At 39.0% G+C, this 21,756-nt stretch carries 12 protein-coding genes; all 12 read left to right on the top strand.

Annotated elements, in window-relative coordinates; genetic code table 11:
* The 12 genes from ACFFRD_RS19445 to ACFFRD_RS19390 all read left to right on the top strand — a co-directional run bounded on the left by ACFFRD_RS19445 (position 1) and on the right by ACFFRD_RS19390 (position 21,653).
* Positions 1 to 795, top strand: a complete 795-nt coding sequence (locus ACFFRD_RS19445; RefSeq protein WP_392482803.1) for an SDR family oxidoreductase — start codon at positions 1 to 3, stop codon at positions 793 to 795.
* 97 nt (positions 796 to 892) lie between these two features.
* Entirely contained in the window at positions 893 to 5,746 is a 4,854-nt protein-coding gene (locus tag ACFFRD_RS19440; RefSeq protein WP_392482802.1) for an amino acid adenylation domain-containing protein, read from the top strand.
* A gap of 28 nt (positions 5,747 to 5,774) precedes the next feature.
* A complete protein-coding gene (locus ACFFRD_RS19435) occupies positions 5,775 to 6,815 on the top strand; it encodes a fatty acid desaturase family protein (protein ID WP_392482801.1) in 1,041 nt (346 codons plus the stop codon).
* A gap of 29 nt (positions 6,816 to 6,844) precedes the next feature.
* Positions 6,845 to 8,014, top strand: coding sequence for an aldo/keto reductase (locus tag ACFFRD_RS19430; RefSeq protein WP_392483111.1), 1,170 nt, complete (start codon positions 6,845 to 6,847; stop codon positions 8,012 to 8,014).
* A 19-nt stretch (positions 8,015 to 8,033) separates the two neighbouring features.
* Positions 8,034 to 9,833, top strand: coding sequence for an ABC transporter substrate-binding protein (locus ACFFRD_RS19425; RefSeq protein ID WP_392482800.1), 1,800 nt, complete (start codon positions 8,034 to 8,036; stop codon positions 9,831 to 9,833).
* Between the two features lie 20 nt (positions 9,834 to 9,853).
* Positions 9,854 to 10,783, top strand: a complete 930-nt coding sequence (locus ACFFRD_RS19420) for an isopenicillin N synthase family dioxygenase (protein ID WP_392482799.1) — start codon at positions 9,854 to 9,856, stop codon at positions 10,781 to 10,783.
* 23 nt (positions 10,784 to 10,806) lie between these two features.
* Complete coding sequence (locus tag ACFFRD_RS19415; RefSeq protein ID WP_392482798.1) at positions 10,807 to 12,450, top strand: glycosyltransferase family 39 protein; 1,644 nt, start codon at positions 10,807 to 10,809, stop codon at positions 12,448 to 12,450.
* Between the two features lie 53 nt (positions 12,451 to 12,503).
* On the top strand, positions 12,504 to 12,998 hold the full coding sequence (locus tag ACFFRD_RS19410; RefSeq protein WP_392482797.1) for a GtrA family protein: 495 nt from the start codon (positions 12,504 to 12,506) through the stop codon (positions 12,996 to 12,998).
* A 9-nt stretch (positions 12,999 to 13,007) separates the two neighbouring features.
* The gene (locus ACFFRD_RS19405; RefSeq protein ID WP_392482796.1) at positions 13,008 to 14,144 is read left to right on the top strand and encodes a hypothetical protein; all 1,137 of its coding nucleotides are present in this window, start codon (positions 13,008 to 13,010) and stop codon (positions 14,142 to 14,144) included.
* 132 nt (positions 14,145 to 14,276) lie between these two features.
* A complete protein-coding gene (locus tag ACFFRD_RS19400; RefSeq protein WP_392482795.1) occupies positions 14,277 to 15,725 on the top strand; it encodes an MBOAT family O-acyltransferase in 1,449 nt (482 codons plus the stop codon).
* Positions 15,726 to 15,785: 60 nt separating this feature from the next.
* Positions 15,786 to 16,760: a hypothetical protein gene (locus ACFFRD_RS19395; RefSeq protein WP_392482794.1), complete on the top strand. Its 975-nt coding sequence runs from the start codon at positions 15,786 to 15,788 to the stop codon at positions 16,758 to 16,760.
* 276 nt (positions 16,761 to 17,036) lie between these two features.
* A complete protein-coding gene (locus ACFFRD_RS19390) occupies positions 17,037 to 21,653 on the top strand; it encodes an amino acid adenylation domain-containing protein (RefSeq protein ID WP_392482793.1) in 4,617 nt (1,538 codons plus the stop codon).
* Positions 21,654 to 21,756: the final 103 nt, after the last annotated feature.

Here is a 21,756-nt window from a genome sequence, read left to right as displayed (position 1 = left end):
ATGGATTTAGGCTTAACACAGAAAGTAGCTTTAGTGACAGGAGCAAGTGCTGGTATTGGTTATAGCGTTGCCCAAAAGCTGGCAGCAGAAGGTTGTAAGTTAATAATTTGTGGGAGAAATTCTGAGCGATTAGAACAAGCTTATCAAGATTTGATTGGTTCTCAAGCAAAAGTTATCCCCATTTGTGCTGATGTGCAAAATGCAAGTGATTCTCAAAATTTAGTCCAAGAAGCTCTCACCGAATTTGGAAAAATTGATATATTAGTCAATAATTCTGAGGGGGCAACATTTTCTAATGAAGCTGTAGAAAATCTATCTGATGAAGATTGGTTTTCTGTCTTTGAAGGTAAGTTAATGGGCTATATTCGCATGACGAATTTGGTGCTACCGACGATGAAAAATCAGCAGTGGGGACGCATTATTAATATTATTGGGACATCAGGAAAAGAACCTTCTAGTCGTCTTGTTAAATCAGGTGTGGCGAACGCTGGATTAATCAATTTTACTAAAACTGTTGCTACGCAAGTTGCTAAGTGGAATGTTTTAGTTACCTGTGTAAATCCCGGCCTGATTGATACTCCAAGGCATAGAGATTATTTAGAAGTATTCGCCCAAGAGGAAGGTCGGACTGTTGATTCAATCATCGAAGGAACGAATAAGATGATTCCTCTTGGTCGTCGCGGTGTTTCTAGTGAGGTTGCTAATTTGGTTGCTTTTCTAGCGTCAGAATGTGCTAGCTATATTACAGGTGTTACTATTCCAGTTGATGGCGGATTGTCAAGTTCTGCTTTTTAACAATTACTTTTTTAAACGAACCGCAGAGGCGCAGAGGACACAGAGAGAAGAAAGAAAGAGAGATAAATCACGTAATTAATATTATTTTTAAAAAACAATGGTAGTTGCACGAAAACAAAGTAAAAATAAAGATATTGAATCTATTTATCCTCTTTCACCTACGCAGGAGGGTATGCTCTTTCATACTCTCTATGAGCCAGAATCGACAATATATTTTGAGCAGTTTAAATTAACTGTTCATGGCAATTTAGAGCCAGGTGTATTTGAACGATCTTGGCAACTTCTGGTAGAGCGACATTCGGCTTTGCGGACTCTTTTTGTTTGGAAGAATCGCAAACAATCTGTTCAGGTGGTGCGTAAAGAAGTGAATTTGCCTTGGTCTAATTTAGACTGGCGGATGTTTTCTAAACAAGAGCAAGAAATACGTCTCAATTCTTTCTTAGATTCAGATAGAAAACAAGGTTTTGAACTTGACAAAGCTCCATTAATGCGCTTTTCTTTAATCCGGGTAGCCGATGAAAATTATGAGTTTGTCTGGAGCTTTCATCACTTACTGGTTGATGGCTGGAGTTGGCCGATTATCTTCAAAGAATTGTTTGCTTTATATGAATCAATTCAGAATGGGCAACAGTTATATTTAGCTCCAAGTCGCCCTTTTCGAGATTATGTTAATTGGTTGCAGCAGCAAGATTTGTCTGTAGCGAAGGCGTTCTGGCAACAAAATCTTGAGGGTTTTACTGCACCTACGCCTTTGATAGTTGAACGAGCAATCGGGCAGAGTTCTCACCAGCAGCAAAATATTGAGGTGCGATCGCAACATCTATCAGCCGAGAGGACAACTACCTTAAAATCTTTTGCCCAACAACATCATCTAACGCTTGCTACCTTGGTACAAGCCGCTTGGGGGCTGTTACTAAGTCGCTACAGTGGTGAGTCTGACGTAGTTTTTGGCACTACTGTATCTGGCCGCCCTGCTAGTTTATCTGGTGTGGAGTCGATGGTGGGGTTGTTCATTAATACTCTGCCGGCACGGGTAAAAATTTCTGACACAACTGATTTGTTAACCTGGCTGGGGTTGTTGCAACAAGAATATATAGAACGGGAGCAGTATTCATACACTCCACTGGTAGATATTCAAGGCGTAAGTGAAGTTCCTCGCAATCAACTTTTGTTTGAAAGCCTCGTTGTATTTGAAAATTATCCTGTAAATGTAACGTTGCAGCAACTCCCTGGAAACTTGAGCATCGGGGAGCTACAAGACAGGGGACAAACCAATTATCCTCTGACACTACTGGCAATTCCTGGCGAGGAAATGACCGTAAAAATTTACTATGATCGCCAACGCTTTCATGCAGATATTATCGATCGCATGGCTGGTCATTTCCTCACTCTGTTGGAGGGAATTACCGTCAATCCTCATCGCACCGCAGGCGAGTTACCGCTACTAACTCCAGCAGAACAAGATTTGCTTTTAGTCGAGTGGAATGCTACCTCACCAGCGCATCCCATCAATCGTTGCATCCATCAATTATTTGAGGAGCAAGTCAAAAAAACACCCCAAGCTTTGGCGGTGGTATATGAAAACCAACAATTGACTTATGAGGAGTTAAATCAGCAAGCCAATAAAATTGCCCACTACTTGCAACGCTTCGGTGTGAAAGCAGATGTGCCAGTGGGTATTTGTGTGGAGCGATCGCTAGCGGCTGCGATCGCTATCTTAGGAACTCTCAAAGCTGGGGGAGTTTGCGTTCCCCTCGATCCTACCTATCCGCCAGAGCGTTTAGCGTTCATGCTCAACGATTCTCAAGCACCAGTCGTCTTAACTCAAACACGTTGGAAATCATTACTTGATGGCAACTTGGCTCATCGTCTAATTGTGTTAGATGAAGATGGGGACGAAATCAGCAAAGAATCTGAGAGTAATCTACAAGTTGAAGTAGCAGCTGATAATTTAGCCTACATCATATATACCTCTGGCTCTACCGGCACTCCTAAAGGCACTCTTGTTCCCCAGCGATCGCTTACCAATTTAATAGAACACCATCAGGCAAAAATGGCCACAGGTATTGGTGTGCTTCAGTTTGCCTCCCTCAGTTTTGATGTCAGCTATCACGAAATATCTGTGGCGTGGGGCTTCGGAGGTACGCTGTATATGATTTCTGAATGCGATCGCAAAGATTTAGATAAATTAATCCACTTGCTCGGAAACAACCCAATTGGTAAAGTTTTTCTGCCAGTTAGCCTTTGGCAGCAATTAGCAGAAATATATGGAGAGCAATCACATCTATTTCAGAATATTCGAGAAGCGATCGCTTGTGGCGAACAACTCCAAATTACTCAGCCGATGATTAAGCTGTTTAAGCGTCTGGAAAATTGTACACTCTACAATTTCTATGGCCCCACGGAAGCAGATTTAGTGACAGCTTATACTTTTAGCCAAAAGCCAGATGAATGGCCGATTTATCCACCCATTGGTAAGGCTGCTGTCAATGTGCAAGTTTATCTGTTAGATAGCAACCTTCAACCCGTGCCGATTGGCGTTCCTGGGGAACTCTACGTGAGTGGTGATGGTTTGGCTCGTGGCTACCTCAACCGTGCAGATTTGACCAATCAAAAATTTCTCCCCAATCCTTTTAGTAACGATGCCAACTCGCGTCTCTATAAAACGGGGGACTTAGCTCGATACTTGCCGGATGGGAATATCGAGTTTTTGGGACGGATAGATGATTTGGTAAAAATTCGGGGCTTTCGCGTTGAACTTGGAGAAGTTGAAGCCGTTCTGAGCAAACATCCCCAAATTAACCAAGCTGTAGCTAAAGTGCATGGGGAAAGTGCTAGGGAAAAATATTTAGTCGCTTACTTTGTCCCAATTCCGGGAGAGACAATCACAGTCGAACAACTGCGGACTTTTTTGACTGAGCAATTGCCAGATTATATGATTCCATCAGCTTTTGTCGAAATGGAATCGTTTCCGCTCACACCCAATGGTAAGGTAAACCGTCGCGCTCTACCAGAACCGACAACCAACCGACCGGAATTAGGCCAAACTTTTGTTGAACCGCGTACTCCCACTGAAGAAATTTTGGCTGGTATTTGGAAAGATGTTTTAGGGTTAGAACAAGTTGGCATTTATGATAACTTCTTTGATTTGGGGGGACATTCTTTACTAGCAACTCAGGTTATTGCTTTAACACGTAAAGCATTTGGGATAGAATTACCACTGTTAAGTTTATTTGAATCTCCAGCGATCGCACCTTTAGCCCAAAAAATCGCCACAGCTAAAGCGCCAGATCGACAAGAGTTATCTCTAAAACGGTTGCCTTCCCAAGACGAGCCAATACCAATTTCTTTAACCCAGCTAGAGTTGTGGTTTTTTGACCAATTCTATCCAGGCAATTCCATCTATAACCTGCCTTTGGTCTATCGGATCACGGGTGCGCTGAACGAGAAAGCATTAGAGGAGAGTTTAAGGGAAATTGTCCGCCGACATGAGACACTGCGATCGACTTTTCAGGTGAAAAATGGCCAAGTTGTTTATGCTGTTGTTAACGAGCCTATCTTTGATTTTTTAGTAATTGATCTCCGGCACATCAGCGAAACTGAGCGCGAAACTCAAGCCACACAACAGGCTGAAAAGGAAATTAAGCATCCTTTCGATTTGGCACAAGGCCCTTTATTACGCAGCAAGCTTTGGCGCTTGGATGAACAAGAGTATCTATTCGTTGCCGTCACCCACCATATTGTTGCTGACGGTTGGTCTTTTAGTGTCCTAACTCAAGAACTGGCAAAAGTTTACGAAGCCTTTTGTGAGGGTGAGCCGTCACCTCTGACTGAGTTACCAATCAAATATACCGACTTTGCTCAATGGCAGAGGCAGTGGTTACAAGGAGAAGTATTAGAATCTCAGCTTCAGTTTTGGAAAAAGCATTTAGGCACTAGTCCGCCAATATTGAAGCTACCAACTGATCATCCCCGTCCACCAGCGCGAACCTTTAAAAGTGCAGGCCAACCGATAATTCTCTCCCAGAAATTAACCGATGCGCTGAAGGTACTGAGTCAACAGGAAGGCGTAACCCCATTTATGACCTTGTTGGCAGCATTCCAAACATTACTCTTCTCTTATACAAGACAGGAAGAGATCATTGTTAGTAGCGCCCTTGCCAATCGCACCAGAGTGGAAACTGAAGGACTGATTGGTTTCTTTGTCAATTTACTGCCATTTTGTACCAACTTAGGAGGAAACCCCAGCTTTCGAGAACTACTTGGCCGAGTGCGTGAGGTCGCCTTGGGTGTTTACGCTCATCAAGAAATGCCCCTGATTAAGCTAATAGAAGAACTCCAGCCAGTCAGAGATCCCAGTTACACATTAATAAATCAAGTAATGTTTGTCTTTCAAAATACTCCAGAGGATAATTTACAATTTGCAAATCTCACTTTGAAAGAGCAGTTTATTGCTAGAGATACAAAAGATACCGCAGAGTTTGATCTAGAGTTAACGCTCGAAGAAACATCAACAGGTATTGAAGGTTTGCTCGTATACAGAACCGATTTATTTGAACCTGCCACTATTACCAAGATGGTTGATAATTTCCAGACTTTGCTGGAAAAAACAACGATCAATTATAATCAACGTCTGGCTGAACTGATCTTAATATCTGAACCTCCAAGTTTGCCTACTCAAACTGTTGTATCTCCAATATCGAAAGACTTTGTTATACCTCAAAATTCTATTGAAGAAGTTGTGTTAGCTATCTGGAAAGAAATTTTAGGGATAGAGCAAATTAGCACTCAAGACAACTTTTTTGAACTGGGAGGGCATTCTGCTCAAACTCTTGAAGTTATATGCAAACTACAGTCAGCTTTTCCAGTAGAACTGCCGTTGATCTACCTGTTTGAAAAACCTACTGTATTTCAGCTAGCAGCAGCCATCCAAGACCAATTAAACAGTTAATAGGTTAATATCTGGTTTTTCAATTGTTATGGTCAACGTAGAGATGAACAACATGGAAATTACAAAAAATAATCAGATAAATGAGAATGCCAGATCTAGTATTAGTGAAGTTACTCAAATATCTAACGAAGAACTTCGTATATTGCATGAAATCCCTACATTTAGACCGATTGTTCAAACATTCGTTGTCATTAGTACATATTTCATCCTCTCAGCTATTGGGTTTTGGTTGAATAACTGGGCAGTGTGGTTATTAGTCTGGTTTGTTCAAGGATTTTTATTTGTCTGTTTTTTTGCGGCAATACATTATTGCTCTCACTATAGTTTGTATAAGTCAAAAAATACTAACCGATTCATGGGAACTTTCTTATCATTAGTATTATTGATGAACTTTTCATTTCACAAATATATTCATATTGGACATCATCGAGAAGCAAAAATCAAAGGTAAAATAGTAGGAGATACCTCAGCATGGCAAACCTTTCCTAATATTAAGACCTATCTCCTGGCCTTGACATATTTTTATCCTCTTGCTGTATGCAAGAATTGGTGGGTTGTTACCAAAGATTTATATTTAGAATCTTTGAAAACACATCCTGAAGAGGAATCAGTCTTACCAACTAGCTTTTATTTGAGCTATTTTAAAACACCAGAACAACGCCAATTTGTCTTACAAAATAATTGGCTACTATTGGGTTGGGTTTTATTAATGGTAGGATTAACCGTAATTTTTCCTCGGACTTTATTCTTTGGTTACTGGATACCATTAATAACGTTTGCTTCTCCATTCGGGTTTATTTTCAGCATTACAGATCACTATGGCTGTGAGTCTGACTTAAACCACAACCTATGGAATGATACACGAACAATGATTTCTAACCCCATCGTTAGGTTTTATTACTGGAATAATAATTACCATGTAGAGCATCATCTTTATCCAAGTATGCCACCTTCTAAATACTCCAAGATACATGAGTTAATTCAACCTCACCTGCAATATCTGGAAAAATCATACTTGATGTTTCATCTCAAAGTAATGCGGGGTTTGATTTCGGCAAAAAATCATTAATGAATCGCTCTTATCAAAACACATTTATGATGCAATATCGTAGATTTGGGCGTACAGAATTACCAATGCCAGTGTTTTCTTGCGGCGGAATGCGCTACATCTATACTGAATCTGAAGAACTTACTCAAGATAAAATTCCCGATGAAAATCAACGGAATCTAGAAGCTACTATTCGCCGTTCTTTAGAAGTCGGCATCAATCACATCGAAACTGCCCGAATGTATGGGACTTCTGAGATGCAATTAGGAGCGATTTTACCTAAGTTGCAAAGAGAAAAAATTATTGTCCAGACTAAGGTTACTCCTACATCTGACTTTGAAGACTTCCGCCGTTTGTTTGAGAAATCTTTGGCTTTATTAAAGCTAGATTACGTTGATTTATTAACACTGCATGGCATTAATTATGACCAACAATTTGAAGATAGTATTCGTCCCAATGGTTGTTTTGATGTAGCGCGACAATTGCAATCTCAGGGTAAGGTAAAGTTTATTGGTTTTTCTACCCACGCGCCAACAGACTTAATTATCAAAACCATTGAAACCAATCAATTTGATTATGTAAATCTCCATTGGTACTACATTAATCAATTTAATTGGCCTGCTATTGAAGCCGCCACACGTCACGACATGGGGGTGTTTATCATTAGCCCATCAGACAAAGGTGGTATGCTCTATAAGCCTCCACAAAAGTTATTGGACTTGTGCTATCCACTGAGTCCGATGATGTTTAACGATCTCTTTTGTTTGAGCCATCCTCAAGTACATACTCTCAGCTTGGGCGCATCTAGACCATCAGATTTTGACGAACACTTGAAGGTTATAGAACTTTTAGATCGAGCAGATGAAATTTTACCACCAATTTTAAACCGTTTGGAAAAAGCAGCGATCGCCACATTAGGCAAAGACTGGTACTGTAACTGGCATATAGGTTTACCCAGATATCCAGAAACCCCTGGTGAGATTAATATTCCAGTTATTTTGTGGTTGCGAAATTTAGCGATCGCTTTTGATATGTGGGAATATGCCACAAGGCGCTACAACCACTTAAATAATGCCGATCCTTGGTTTCCTGGCGTGACAGCAGAACGAGTTAGACAATTCGATCTGGGCGATTGTCTGCGTCATAGTCCCTATGCTGACAAAATACCAGCTTTATTAGAAGATGCCCATAGGTTGTTAGCTAAACCTAGTCAAGAATAAATTGCGGAGTGGTTTCACGATGTCATATTATAAGTTATTAAAAAACAATAAAAAATATACTTTAATTCGTCATCGTTGGCTAGTAATTTTGCTGGCTTTAATAACTGCGATCGCAATAATTATTTCTAATCAAATTAACTTAAAAAATCAAGCAACACCAATCTCTCAAGTTATTGTCTCTTTCCCAATTGAACCCACAACTTTTAATCCAGCTTTAATAGTAGAATCAGCTTATACTTTAAACTACACTTATGAGGGGCTAGTTAAAGAAAATGGACGAGGAGAAATTGAACCTAGTCTTGCTGAATCTTGGCAAACTTCTCCAGATAAAAAACAAATAATTTATACCCTCAGAAAAGGACTAAAATGGTCAGATGGAAAGCCACTAACTGCTGAAGATGTGGTTTTTACCTACAATGAAATTTATACTAATCCAGCCATTCCTACTTATGCTAAAGACTTTTTCATAATTGGCAAGAATCGTACCTTTCCTACTGTGCGGAAACTTGATGACTTGCGAGTTGAATTTAGATTACCTGAACCATTTGCGCCATTTATCCGGGCTACAAAACTGGAAATTTTACCAGCCCATATTTTCCGAGAAAGCGTCAAAATAAAAGACCAGGAAGGCAGACCTAAATTTATGTCTACTTGGGGGATTGATACTCCACCAAAAAATATTATTGTTAACGGCCCTTATACAATAGAATCTTATACTCCCAGCCAGCGAATAATTTTCCGAAAAAATCCTTATTACTGGCGTAAAGATGCTCAAGGCAATTCGCAACCTTATATCGAGCGTGTGATTGGGGAAATTATTCCTAGTCAAGATACTTCTTTAATCCAATTCCGTTCTGGAGGATTGGATTACGTCAGCGTTAATACCAATTATTTTTCATTATTAAAACATGAAGAAGGGAAAGGAAAGTTTACTATCTATAATGGCGGTCTTTTTATAGGGTCAACTGCTATTACTTTTAATCTCAACAAAGGTAGTAGGAATGGTCAACCACTGGTCGATCCCATCAAGTCTCGTTGGTTTAATACAGTGGAATTTAGACAAGCAATTGCCTATGTAATTAATCGCCAACAAATACTTAACAATATCTATAAGGGATTGGGTCAACTGCAAAATTCACCGATTGCTGTACAGAGCAAGTATTATTTACCCGTCCAAGCAGGTTTAAAGGTCTATGAATACAATCTTCAAAAAGCGAAAGAATTACTGCTCAAAGCAGGTTTTAAATACAACAACCAAGGTCAGTTATTAGACGAGCAAGGAAATCTTGTCCGCTTTAGCCTCATGACGAATGCTAACAATAATATATTGCAGGCAATGGGAGTACTCATCAAACAAAATTTGAGTGATGTTGGCATAACTGTTGATTTCAATCCTGTAGCTACTAGTATTTTTATCAACAAACTAACTCAAACTTTCGATTGGGAGTGTCAAGTGCTTGAAGTTGCTGTCGGTCAAGAACCGAATGATTGGGCTAATGTTTGGTTGCCTGAAACTGGTTGGCACTTTTTTAATCAAAAATCCCAAGCAGGGCAAACGCCGATAACGGGGCGACAGGTGGCAGATTGGGAACAGAAAATAGGTGATTTATACATTCAGGCAGCCTCTGAGGTGGATGAAGCAAAGCGTAAAGCTATCTATGCAGAAACCCAACAAATTACTCAGGAGTATCTGCCATTTATTTATCTAGTTAACCCTTTATCAATGGTGGCAGTACGAAATCGTATCCAGGGTATTCAACACTCTGCCCTCATAGGAACATTTTGGAACTCCTACGACCTGAAACTGACTGAAGATTAGCTAAAGAGGATATCGTTTGTATGCAAATTCCTATCATTGACTTCAATCCTTTTATTAATGGTGACACAGTTGCAAAAGAAGCTGTCGCTACACAAATTTCTCTTGCTATTCATGAGGTCGGATGTTTCTACCTCAAAAATTATGGTATTTCTAAGACTCTAATTACTCAAGTCTTTTCACAAGCCGAGTGCTTTTTTGCACTACCGGAGAATGAAAAAGAACAAGTATCTTTCTTTCCAGATCGTAATCTTCGCGGATATCATAATTTTAAAAAGAGTGAAGATAATCACAACGCTAATGAACTAATGACTGAAGGCTTTCATTTTGGTAAAGAAATTTCTCTAGATGAAGTTGGTATTATCGAAGATCCTTTTTTTGAACCGAATAAATGGCCTCATCAGACTAATTTTCGTGAAATGATGATGGAGTTTTTCACGGCTTGTCACGAAAGCGCTCTAAAAGTATTCCAAGCTTTGGCTATTTCCCTAAAATTACCAGAAGACTACTTTACAAATTTATATTCAGAGCAAAATCACGGTATAGTTTGGCATCATTACCCATCTATATATCAGTCTCCAGAACTTGGAAAAGTTTATCTTGCAGAACATACCGACATAGGTACTCTCACATTTTTATTTCAAGATTCAGAAGGATTAGAAGTATATACCAATGCTGGGGAATGGGTTGTAGCGCCCTTCATTCCTGATGCAATTATAGTATTGGTTGCAGATTTAATGCAGCGATGGACGAACGATAAGTTTTGTGCCACACGACATCGAGTTGTAGTTCCAACTCAATCTCACAGTGCTAAACAAAGATACTCATGTGCCTTTTTTACGGGCCCCAATTACGATACTTCAATTAACTCCATTCAGACTTGCTTAGATATAGATGAAGTGCCTAAGTATCCACCAATTCTTGCCCATGAATATTTCAAGCAACCCAAATGATAGCCACGGATTAGAGATAATAAATGGACAAATTACAATTGCTAGCAAAGTCAAAACCTCCAACATGGTTAAAAATTTTGGTAATTAGCCTGATGGGGTTAGGTATTTTTTTTCGCTTCACCCATTTGGGGCAAAAAGTATATTGGTATGACGAATTTGCGACATCACTGGCAATATCTGGTCATACGCTAGCGGAGGTTAAACAAGAGATTTTTAGCAATTGGAGCAATGATGGAGGCGTAATTCCTGTTATTACTTTAGACAAATATCAACACATTAACCCAGATCGAACTGTGGCTGATACAGTTCGCTACTTAATAACTTCAGACCCACAACATCCACCTTTGTATTATGTGATGGTGAGATTGTGGGCGCAAGTCTTTGGAGATTTCCCTGCGGCAGTTAGGAGTTTATCAGCAGTGATTAGTCTGTTGGTATTTCCTAGTGTGTATTGGCTGTGTTTAGAGTTGTTTGAGTCTTCACTAGTTGGGTGGGTGGGAATGGCTGTAATGGCGGTTTCTCCCTTGCAGATTTTCTTTGCCCAAGATGCACGAGAATACGGTTTATGGATGGTGACGATTCTAGTATCAAGTGCTGCTTTATTGCGAGCTATTCGCCAAGAAAGTTCCTTGAGTTGGGCTGTGTATGCTCTCACCCTAGCCTTGGGATTCTACACCCATTTATTAACGGCAATGGTTGCGATCGCTCATTTCATATATGTGGTTATTAGGCAACAATTTCGCTTCAACAAAACTCTGCGTAATTATTTACTGAGTTCCATAGTAGCTTCCTTGATGTTTTTACCTTGGCTAATGGTAATCATTACCCAGATTCATACAGCAACAAATCTCTTGTCATGGATCGCATTTAAAACAGATAGTCATTTCGACCTAATTGGGATTTGGCTCAGTCGGATTAGCAGAATATTTTTTGATTTTAATTTGGCTTCTGATGATGCTTGGGTCAATAATTTACCTGCGGAAAGCCCTTTATCTTATAGTATTCCTACGATAATAGCTAGCTTATTTTTAATTATTTATATAATCATTTTTTTTATAAAATATCTCTCAACGAACGCTAGTTTATTTATTGCTTTATTAGGCGGGTTTCCAGGATTAACATTGCTTTTCTACGATCTAATTTTTGGGGGAATTCGCTCTATTCATTTTCGCTATCAATTACCGTTATACCTCAGCATCCAAATTGCTGTAGTGTATATTTTAGCTTTCCATCTTTTATTGGCGAAGAACTGGCAGAAAAACCTTTGGCAAGTCATTGTGGTAGGGTTACTCATCTCTGGGCTAGTTTCTGATGTCAGATTTTTTCAGTCTGAAACTTGGTGGCCACAAATAGGTGCTAAGAATTTGCTAGCAATGAGTCAACTTATTAATCAATCTAATAATAATATTTTATTGATAAGTAGCAAAAATGATTATAACTTGGGAGTTATTCTCACCTTAAGTCATAATTTAAAGCCAAAAGTTCGCTTACTTACCATACAAAATGACCAGTTACCAATAATGATTCAAGACTATAAATCTATCTTCTTTGTTGACGACCTTGAAAATAGTTTAGCCCATCAACTTCAGCAAGATAAAACTAACTCACTTAAATTAGTCTACCCACTTGAAGGATTTTGGCAACTCGACAAAAATCAGAAAACGTGAAGATTACTGATTGTAGCAGTCTCAATAAAAAATATTAAGAGAGTAGAAACTGAATGAAGCAATATCTTGACTATTTTAATATTATTTTCCTGATAGAGAAAATCTACTTTTATCTTCATTCGGCGCTTTTTAGTCGCTTTATTCGCTTTGCTGTAGTTGGTTTAAGTGGAGTATTTGTAGACTTGGGGGCATTCTATTTTTTACATAGCTCATTATGTTTGGCGTTAACTATGAGTGCAATGCTTTCCACAGAAATAGCAATTATTAATAATTTTATGTGGAATGATTTATGGACGTTTGGTGATGTGTCTTTCCAACAAAAAATTAGTCAAAAGTTACAACGTTTCGTCAAGTTTAATCTCATTTGTTTGGTTGGGCTTATTTTCAATAGTCTAATTGTAAATTGGCTATTTTATCAATTCCAAGTGAATGAATACATAGCTAAATTGGTAGCGATCGCTTGTGTAACACTTTGGAATTTCTGGCTCAACCTGAAGATGAACTGGCAATTAACAAAGACAGAAGTAGATGTAGTTGTAGATATTTAAGAAAAAATCATGTTAAGACCACTAGTTATGTTTGGTTATAGTTTAATTTTTATAATTACTATACTTTTTTATTCAGGATTCTTGAATGTAATTTTACCCTATTACAAGACTATCCAAAATCTTGGAGAAATCAGTGTTAAATGGCAATACTTGACTGAACACAAAGATGATTATGATGCTATTTTTCTGGGGTCAAGTACTACTTATTTTGGCGTGATCCCGAAATTGTTTGATGAATACCTGACGACAGAGGGGAAGAGTGTAAAATCTTTCAACTTTGGTATAGCAGGTGCAAACGTATCAGAAGTGGATTTTTACTTACAAAAAATTCTGGAGTTAGAACCAGCAAACTTAAAGTGGATATTTCTAGACTGTTCAGTTGACTTATTTACAAACATTGGCTCTACTTCCGCTCAAGAGATATATTGGCATACTCCTCGTAAAACGTTAGAAAATTTCCAATTAATTTTGGAATCATCAATCGATAGTTGGAAAGTAAAAGTTCCATATATATACGCTAACTTTCAAAGCTTTATTTACCGATGGCTAGGAATTGGTCAGCTTTCTACTTTCTGGCAGGAAGCAATATTAAATTTGGATCTATCAAATTCAGATCCATTAGCAAAAGTATCTGAGGATAGGCTCATACAAGAATCGGGATATTACGCAATAGATTGGCAAGAAAAAGCTGAGAAGTGGAAGACTATATTTAGAGCAAATGGTTTGGATACTTATCAAAAGAATCTCAAAAATGAACAAACAAAATTAGCAAATTTAAATTCAGAAAATGCGTTTAACGAGCCATCCACAATATATGGAGCGAAAATGATGAAAAATATTGCTGCCCGGATTGAACAACAGCAAATTAACAAAAAGAAAATGGAAGCTATATTTTTTATTCCTCCAATTCTAGAAGCCGATTCCAACCCATCTGCTATTTACAGAGCATACAAATCAGGAGATATCGATACTTTATTTACTTTTAATAATCCCAATGATTTTACTAATTTATATGAACTAGATCGTAGAATTGATAGCGCACATCTAAATTATCAAGGCGCTGAAGAATTCACACTTTTACTGGCATCACAATTTTCCCAGTATTTGAATAATTCTGGAGAAAAACTTATCAGTGGTAAACTTTGAATACCCAGTCACTATTACCTAATCACTAATTAAATATAAATAAATATGGTATTCACAGAATTTCGATTTGTATTTTTCTTCTTGATTGTTTTCTGCATTTATTGGGCTTTGGAGAAACACAATCATCGAAAAATGTGGCTGCTAGTCTGTAGTTATATATTCTATAGTGCTTGGGATTGGCGCTTCCTTTCTTTGCTCTTGCTATCGACAGTTATTGATTACTTTGTCGGTCTAATGCTGTCTAGACCACAGGTTAATGATTTGCAGAGCGCCATATCAGAGCCGGCAATCCTAACAACCGATAATATAGTCGAGAAGAAAAAAAATACAAGTTTTTGGAATTTGGATGCCTTGCTGAATAAGCCACAAAATCAGCAGCAACGCCAAGCATGGTTAATACTTAGTTTAGTAGCAAATCTAGGAATATTAGGGTTTTTTAAGTACTATAATTTCTTCACTGAGTCTGCTGCAAACTTATTAGCTTTTTTGGGTTTACCTATAAGCCTGCAAACCCTCAAAATTATTCTGCCAGCAGGCATTAGTTTTTATACCTTTCAAACTTTAAGTTACTCCCTTGATGTCTATCTAGGTAAACTCAAACCTGTTCGGAATTTTTGGGATTTTTCTCTATTTGTAACTTTTTTTCCTCAACTGGTTGCAGGGCCAATTGTCCGTGCATCTACCTTTTTACCTCAACTACTAACCCCAAAAAACTTAAGCGAGGTTGATTTTCGCGGATGTTTAATACTTTTTTTCGTAGGGTATTTCAAGAAAGCCTGCATTTCGGATAATCTTTCGCCTTTAGTAGAACAGTATTTCACAAATCCAGAAAATTATACTTTCTTGAGTTGTTGGATTGCTGTTATTTCTTTCGTCATCCAGGTATACTGCGACTTTTCTGGCTATTCAGATATGGCGATCGCTTCAGCAGGGTTACTTGGATACAAACTACCTCTGAACTTTAATTTTCCCTACCTTTCCGGCAATATCACTGATTTGTGGCAACGTTGGCACATTACCCTCTACAGTTGGTTGCGAGATTATGTTTATATTCCTCTAATGAGAAAGCGACCAAAAGCTGAACGAACAGAACTATTTGGGTATAAAAATCTTCTCATTTTGATGCTTCTGTCAGGACTCTGGCATGGAGCTGCTTGGCACTTTGTAGTTTGGGGTGGATTAAATGGATTCGCCTTAGTTGTTCACAAGCAATGGTTATCTCGGATCGCTCCCTATAAAGGATTGCTACCATTGAGAAAGATGCTAGGTATTCCCTTAACAATGTATTGGTTTTGTGCATCTGCCGTCTTCTTTCGAAGTAACGATCTCAGCAGTGCCATACAAATAGAAAAATCCTTTTTATTCTTGAATTCTCTTGGCTCTCAAAACCTAAATCTCCAAGTTGCATGGATTTTTGCACCTTTAATTATGCTCCACTGGGCAGCTTATAAAGGTTGGTTTGCCGATTGGTGGCGTAAAATTCCTAGTTGGAGTTTTGCTGTTTGCTTTGGGGTTTTAGTTTCAGCAATATTTCGGCTGACAGCAATCAATCCTCAACCTTTTGTCTACTTTCAGTTTTAGCATGCGATCGCTTGTTGCAAAAAGAATACCTTTTAAATTACCGTCATCAATTAGAGAGATATGACAACAATTTACTTACATATTGGAATGCCTAAGACTGGAACAACTTGCCTACAAAAAGCATTATTTAATAACAAGGAAAAACTTTTAGAAAACAGTTATTTATATCCTGGTTCTGGTATAAAATACAACGCAAAGGAAATAGTTAACCGTTACTGTCATAATACTTTAGCCCATTATTTAATGGGTTTTGAAAATAAGGATAATGCACTTTTACAATTTACAGTTTGGGAAGAACTGAAAAGAGAAATAGACTCTATCAATCCTAAAAATGTGATAATTTCCGCAGAAGCTTTTACTTCTTTTGAAATCTTTTATCAACCGGAAACACTTGCAAAAATAAAAAATTTCTTAAAAAAATATGAAATCAAGATAGTTATCTATCTAAGAAAGCAAGATGAGTTTTTAGAATCTTCTTACTGTTACATGGTTAAACTAGGAGCTTGTAGCGTAGGAATTAAAGAGTTATTTAATGAATACCAATACATATTTAATTATTATCAAATACTAGATAATTGGGCAGATATATTTGGATATGAAAATATTATTGTTCGGCGTTTTGAAAAGTCAAACATGAAAACTCATATTTTTGATGATTTCTTAGGAGTAATTAACCAATTCGACAATAAAAGTGATTATCAAATTAATTATGCTGCAAAAATAAATGTGTCTCCTTCAGGCAAAACTATCAAAATGCTTTTGCTTATAAATAAGTTTAATGAAACAATTTTAGCAAGATTTATAAAACTAGATGATAACTATTGGTCAAAATATCAAGATTTTTTGGATTTTTTATCCAATAACAAAACAATAAATAAATTTGTATCAAAACTGCCCAACTTTTTAGTTGATAATGTACTTCTATCATCGGAAGAAAAGCAAGATTTTATGAGACAATTTAAAGAATTAAATAGTCAGGTTGCTAACAAGTATTTAGATCAAAAAGATGGAATATTATTTGGCGATTATTCCTAGTTATATAACAATATGATTAAGTTAAGTAAATTTATCTATTAAGGCAGTGGAAACAGGGGACAGAAAAAAGCTTAACTGAACGGTATTGAGTTATATAAATCTGATTTGATGACTGTAGCATAGGGAGGAAAATCTTATCCGAGGAACAAAAAAAATGGATAAACAGGTGTACCTAGCTTTTAAAAAATCAAATATTAGTCCTATATGAACAAGCTGCAAATAATTAAAAATAAAAATATTGAATCTATTTACCCTCTTTCTCCTATGCAGCAGGGTATGCTTTTTCATACTCTGTATGAGCCAGAATCAGGAGTATATCTTGAGCAGTTCTGTCTAATGCTCTCTGGAAATCTAGATATTACAGTGCTTCAGCAGGCCTGTGTGCGAGTAATGAAGCGTCACCCAGTTCTGCGTACCCTTGTGGTTTGGGAAAAACAAGAAAAGCCTCTCCAGGTAGTATGTAAACAAGTGGAGTTGCCTTGGCAGAACTATGATTGGCGTTCCTTATCTTTAGCAGAACAAGAAGAGCGTTTAAAAGCTTTCTTACAAGCAGATCGAGTTCAAGGCTTCGTTCTTGACAAAGCTCCACTTATGCGATTTAGCTTAATTCAAATCGCTGATGATATTTACGAATTTGTCTGGAGCTTTCATCACCTGCTGATTGATGGTTGGAGTTGGCCAATTCTCTGCAAAGAAGTCTTTGCTTTTTACAATGCTTTAGTTAAAGGCAAATATTTATATTTAAATACCCCTCGTCCTTACCGATATTACATAAATTGGCTACAGCAACAAGATTTAAGAGCAGCAGAAGCTTTTTGGCGGCAACAACTTCATGGTTTTACTAGCCCTACCCGTTTACTACTAAATCGGGGTGAGGCGCACAATTTACAACAACCAAAAACCTATCACGAGCAGCACTGCTGTTTATCGGCAACTATAACTGCTGCTTTACAATCCCAGGCACAGCAGTATCATCTGACACTTTCAACTTTCGTCCAAGCTGCTTGGGCACTTTTACTCAGTCTCTACACTGATGAGTCTGAGCTAGTGTTTGGAGCAACTGTGTCCGGTCGTCCTCCCACTTTATCGGGGGTGGAATCTATGGTGGGACTATTCATTAATACTTTACCAGTCAGGGTGAAAGTACCAACAGCAACTCCTTTATGGCAATGGCTGAGGGAATTGCAGGCTCAACAGGTAGAGCGATCGCAATATTCTTGGTTTCCATTAGTAGAAATTCAAGCTCTTAGTGAAATTCCCCAAGAATTACCCCTGTTTGAAAGCATCGTGGTGTTTGAGAACTACCCACAAGATCCGTCTTTATCAAATCTAGGTAGCACCATCCAGATTACCAAACGACGAGTCATTGAACAAACCAATTATCCGCTCACAGTCATCGCTGTACCAGGACAAGAATTATCCCTACGCATTCTTTATGATGGTAGCCGCTTTGATGGGGAAACAATTAACCGGATGATGGGGCATCTTGTGACTTTGTTAGAGGGTATGGTTACAAATGTCGAGCAGACAGTAGGAGAGATACCCATGCTAACTGCTGCTGAACAGTACCAATTGGTCGAGTGGAATGACACCCAAACAGATTATCCCAACAAATGTATCGCTCAGTTGTTTGAAGAACAGGTGGAACGGACACCGGATGCAGTAGCAGTTTCGTTTCAATCCCAACACCTGACTTACCAGCAGTTAAATTGTCAGGCTAACAAGTTAGCGCACCATCTACAAAAACTTGGGGTAAAACCAGAAGTGCGGGTAGGGATTGGCGTTGAGCGTTCTTTATCGATGGTAATAGGACTTTTGGCAATCCTCAAAGCTGGTGGTGCTTACGTACCTTTAGATCCGCGATCGCCCCAAGAACGCTTGACTTATATGTTGAGTGATTCTCAAGTGTCGGTGTTGCTGACAGATTCATCAATTACTTTATCTGGGCAACCATTGACAGTAGTTTGCTTAGATACATCGGATTTCTGCCAAAATAGCCAGGGAAATCCTGTTAGTGGAGTGATACCAGAGAACTTGGCTTACGTCATGTATACTTCTGGCTCAACCGGCAAACCCAAAGGTGTAGCCATGAGTCACCGTTCTCTGGTGAACCTCTTATATTGGCAAATGGACGAAAGTGGTTTAAGTTGTGCCAAAACTTTGCAATTTGCTTCCATCAGTTTTGATGTCTCTTTTCAAGAAATCTTCTCTACCTGGTGTAACGGCGGAACCTTAGTTTTAATCACCGCAGAAATACAGAAAAATGGGTTCGCATTATTACAGTTAATTGCCGAAGAAAAGGTGGAAAGACTATTTTTCCCCTTTGTCGCCCTTCAGCAATTAGCCCATGCTGCCTCTATTGCTCAATCCTATCCTGTATCTTTGCGTCAGATTATGACGGCAGGAGAACAGTTGCATATTACCCCTGTTTTAGTCAACTTTTTTAAGGAGCTTTCTGGTTGTACGCTACAAAATCAGTATGGGCCGACGGAGAGCCATGTGGTAACAAGTTTTACATTACAAGATGCTGCCAGCAGTTGGTCGCCACTTCCGCCCATTGGTCGGGCGATCGCAAATACGCAAATCTACATCCTTGACCGCCATCTGCAACCATTACCAATTGGAGTTCCTGGAGAACTGTATATCGGCGGTGTTGCGATCGCTAGAAGTTATATTAATTCCCCGGAATTGACTGCTGAGAAATTCATTGTGAAGGATGGGAATCGTTTATATAAAACAGGCGATCGCGCTCGATATTTACCTGATGGCAACATCGAATTTCTCGGACGAATTGACAATCAAGTGAAGGTGCGGGGCTTTCGCATTGAACTGGGGGAAATTGAAACCGTACTCACCGCCCACCCCCAGGTAAAAGAAGCAGTAGTTATCGCCAGAGAAGATGAACCAGGAAACAAGCGTCTAGTCGCCTACATTGTCCCCAAACAACACTTAAACACCAGCGAACTACTTTGTTACCTCAAACAAAAGCTACCCGAATATATGCTACCTTCTGCTTTTGTAAAGTTGCTGGATGCTCTACCTCTAACCCCCAGTGGTAAAATAGAACGCTGTGCTTTACCAGCACCTTTGAGTCGGGAAACACGTAACATCTCTACAGACTTGATTCCACCCCGTACTGCAAGTGAAGAGGTTTTGACAGCAATCTGGAGTGATGTTTTAGGGCTAGAAAAAGTTGGTATCCACGACAACTTCTTTGCATTAGGAGGGCATTCCCTATCAGCAATGCAAGTCATTGCTCGGTTGCGAGAAACTTTCAAAGTAGAGTTACCTATAAGCTGTCTGTTTGATTACCCGACAGTAGTCGAGCTAAATCGGCAAATTTCAGAATACCGCCAAAAAGAGGCAGGGGAGCAGGGGAGCAGCACTTCTCTACGAGACGCTGCGCGAACGGCTACGCTCAGTGACCGAGGAGCAGGGGAGCAGGGGAGAAATAATCATTCTTTCTCATCCCCCTGTGCCCCTCTGCCCTCTTGTAAAAATGACTTGACCCCATTTCTCAAACCAGTACCTCGAAATACAAAAGAGTTGCCAATCTCTTTGACTCAGCTTGAGTTTTGGATATTAGCTCAATTGCATCCGGGTATTCCCGTCTATAATATTCCACTGGCTTATCGCTTGACGGGTTTACTCAACGTCACTGCTTTAGCGCAAAGCCTCGTGGAAATTGTCCGTCGTCACGAAGCTTTGCGAACTACTTTTGCGATCGCAGATAAGCAAGTGGTTCAGAAAATTGCTCAACAGCCTATATTGCCATTTTCGGTGGTAGATTTGCGAAAACTTTCTGAATCTAAAACTGAGCGAAAGGCTCTGGCTCAAAAATTTATCACTGAGGAAAAAAACCAGCCTTTCGATCTAGAACAAGAACCTTTGTTACGCATCAAGCTACTGCGGCTCTCTGATGCCGAGCATTTACTAATAATAACTATCCATCATCTGGTTTGTGATGGTTGGTCTGTGGGTGTGTTTTTACAGGAGCTAACAAAATTATACGCAGCATTTTGTAATGGTCAACCTTCACCGCTTCCTGATTTACCCATCCAATATGCTGACTTTGCCCATTGGCAAAAGCAGTGGGTTGCTCGTCCTGCTTTCGTGTCTGACCTTAACTACTGGAAGCAACAACTAGGAAATAGCACACTTTTACTACAGTTACCTACTGACCGTCCGCGCTTACCAGTACGAACTTTTGAGGGTGCAAGTCAAACTTTCATCATCCCTAAGAGCCTAACAAATGCTCTTAAACATCTGAGCCAACAGCACAATGTAACTCTATTCGTGACTCTGCTAACAGCTTTTAAAATAGTGCTATTTTATTACACCGGACAGTCAGATATTATTGTGGGCACTCCCTTTGCCAATCGCCAGCAATTGGAAACGAAAGGACTTATTGGATGCTTCATTAATACACTACCAATACGTACATATTTAGGGGGTAATCCAAGTTTGAGAGAGTTGTTGTATAAAGTGCGTGGATGTTTTTTAGCAGCCTCCGATCGCCAGCAAATTCCCTTTGTAAAGTTAGTAGAATCACTACAGCCAAAACTAGAACCAAGCCATTCTTTGCTATATCAAGTGATGTTTAACTTCTTGCCACCATCAGATTTAAAACTGACAAATTTGACTGTTCATCCCTGGTCAATTGAAAGTAAAACAGCAGAGTTTGATTGGGATATTTATCTTCAACAAACAACATTAGGAAGTATTGAAGGGAAATGGTGCTACAAAATCGATTTGTTTGATGCTACTACTATTAGTCGTGCGGTAACTCAGTTTCTAGTGTTGCTTGAGTTGCTAATTACTAATCCAGAATGTCGTCTGACTGACCTTTCATTACTATTTCAGCGACATAATTCTCAATGCCGTGCAATGTAGGTACATATAAGAGGTTGTTTGAAAAGTGTTTCGCTGTGACTTTAGGCACTTTTAGATCCCCCCTAGCCCTTAAAAAGGGGGGAACCGGAATCAAAGTCCCCCT

Origin of the sequence: Nostoc sp. C110 (assembly GCF_043099725.1) — a bacterium.
Lineage (GTDB): Bacteria > Cyanobacteriota > Cyanobacteriia > Cyanobacteriales > Nostocaceae > Nostoc > Nostoc muscorum_A.
This window is presented reverse-complemented; position numbering and strand designations above follow the sequence as displayed.

What these genes read in the sequence shown, in the direction of transcription:
- ACFFRD_RS19390 (WP_392482793.1), top strand. Translation starts at nt 17,037, where the DNA reads ATGCTTTTTCATACTCTGTATGAGCCAGAATCAGGAGTATATCTTGAG.
- ACFFRD_RS19410 (WP_392482797.1), top strand. Translation starts at nt 12,504, where the DNA reads ATGAAGCAATATCTTGACTATTTTAATATTATTTTCCTGATAGAGAAA.
- ACFFRD_RS19430 (WP_392483111.1), top strand. Translation starts at nt 6,845, where the DNA reads ATGCAATATCGTAGATTTGGGCGTACAGAATTACCAATGCCAGTGTTT.
- ACFFRD_RS19435 (WP_392482801.1), top strand. Translation starts at nt 5,775, where the DNA reads ATGGTCAACGTAGAGATGAACAACATGGAAATTACAAAAAATAATCAG.
- ACFFRD_RS19415 (WP_392482798.1), top strand. Translation starts at nt 10,807, where the DNA reads ATGGACAAATTACAATTGCTAGCAAAGTCAAAACCTCCAACATGGTTA.
- ACFFRD_RS19445 (WP_392482803.1), top strand. Translation starts at nt 1, where the DNA reads ATGGATTTAGGCTTAACACAGAAAGTAGCTTTAGTGACAGGAGCAAGT.
- ACFFRD_RS19405 (WP_392482796.1), top strand. Translation starts at nt 13,008, where the DNA reads ATGTTAAGACCACTAGTTATGTTTGGTTATAGTTTAATTTTTATAATT.
- ACFFRD_RS19420 (WP_392482799.1), top strand. Translation starts at nt 9,854, where the DNA reads ATGCAAATTCCTATCATTGACTTCAATCCTTTTATTAATGGTGACACA.
- ACFFRD_RS19440 (WP_392482802.1), top strand. Translation starts at nt 893, where the DNA reads ATGGTAGTTGCACGAAAACAAAGTAAAAATAAAGATATTGAATCTATT.
- ACFFRD_RS19400 (WP_392482795.1), top strand. Translation starts at nt 14,277, where the DNA reads ATGTGGCTGCTAGTCTGTAGTTATATATTCTATAGTGCTTGGGATTGG.
- ACFFRD_RS19395 (WP_392482794.1), top strand. Translation starts at nt 15,786, where the DNA reads ATGACAACAATTTACTTACATATTGGAATGCCTAAGACTGGAACAACT.
- ACFFRD_RS19425 (WP_392482800.1), top strand. Translation starts at nt 8,034, where the DNA reads ATGTCATATTATAAGTTATTAAAAAACAATAAAAAATATACTTTAATT.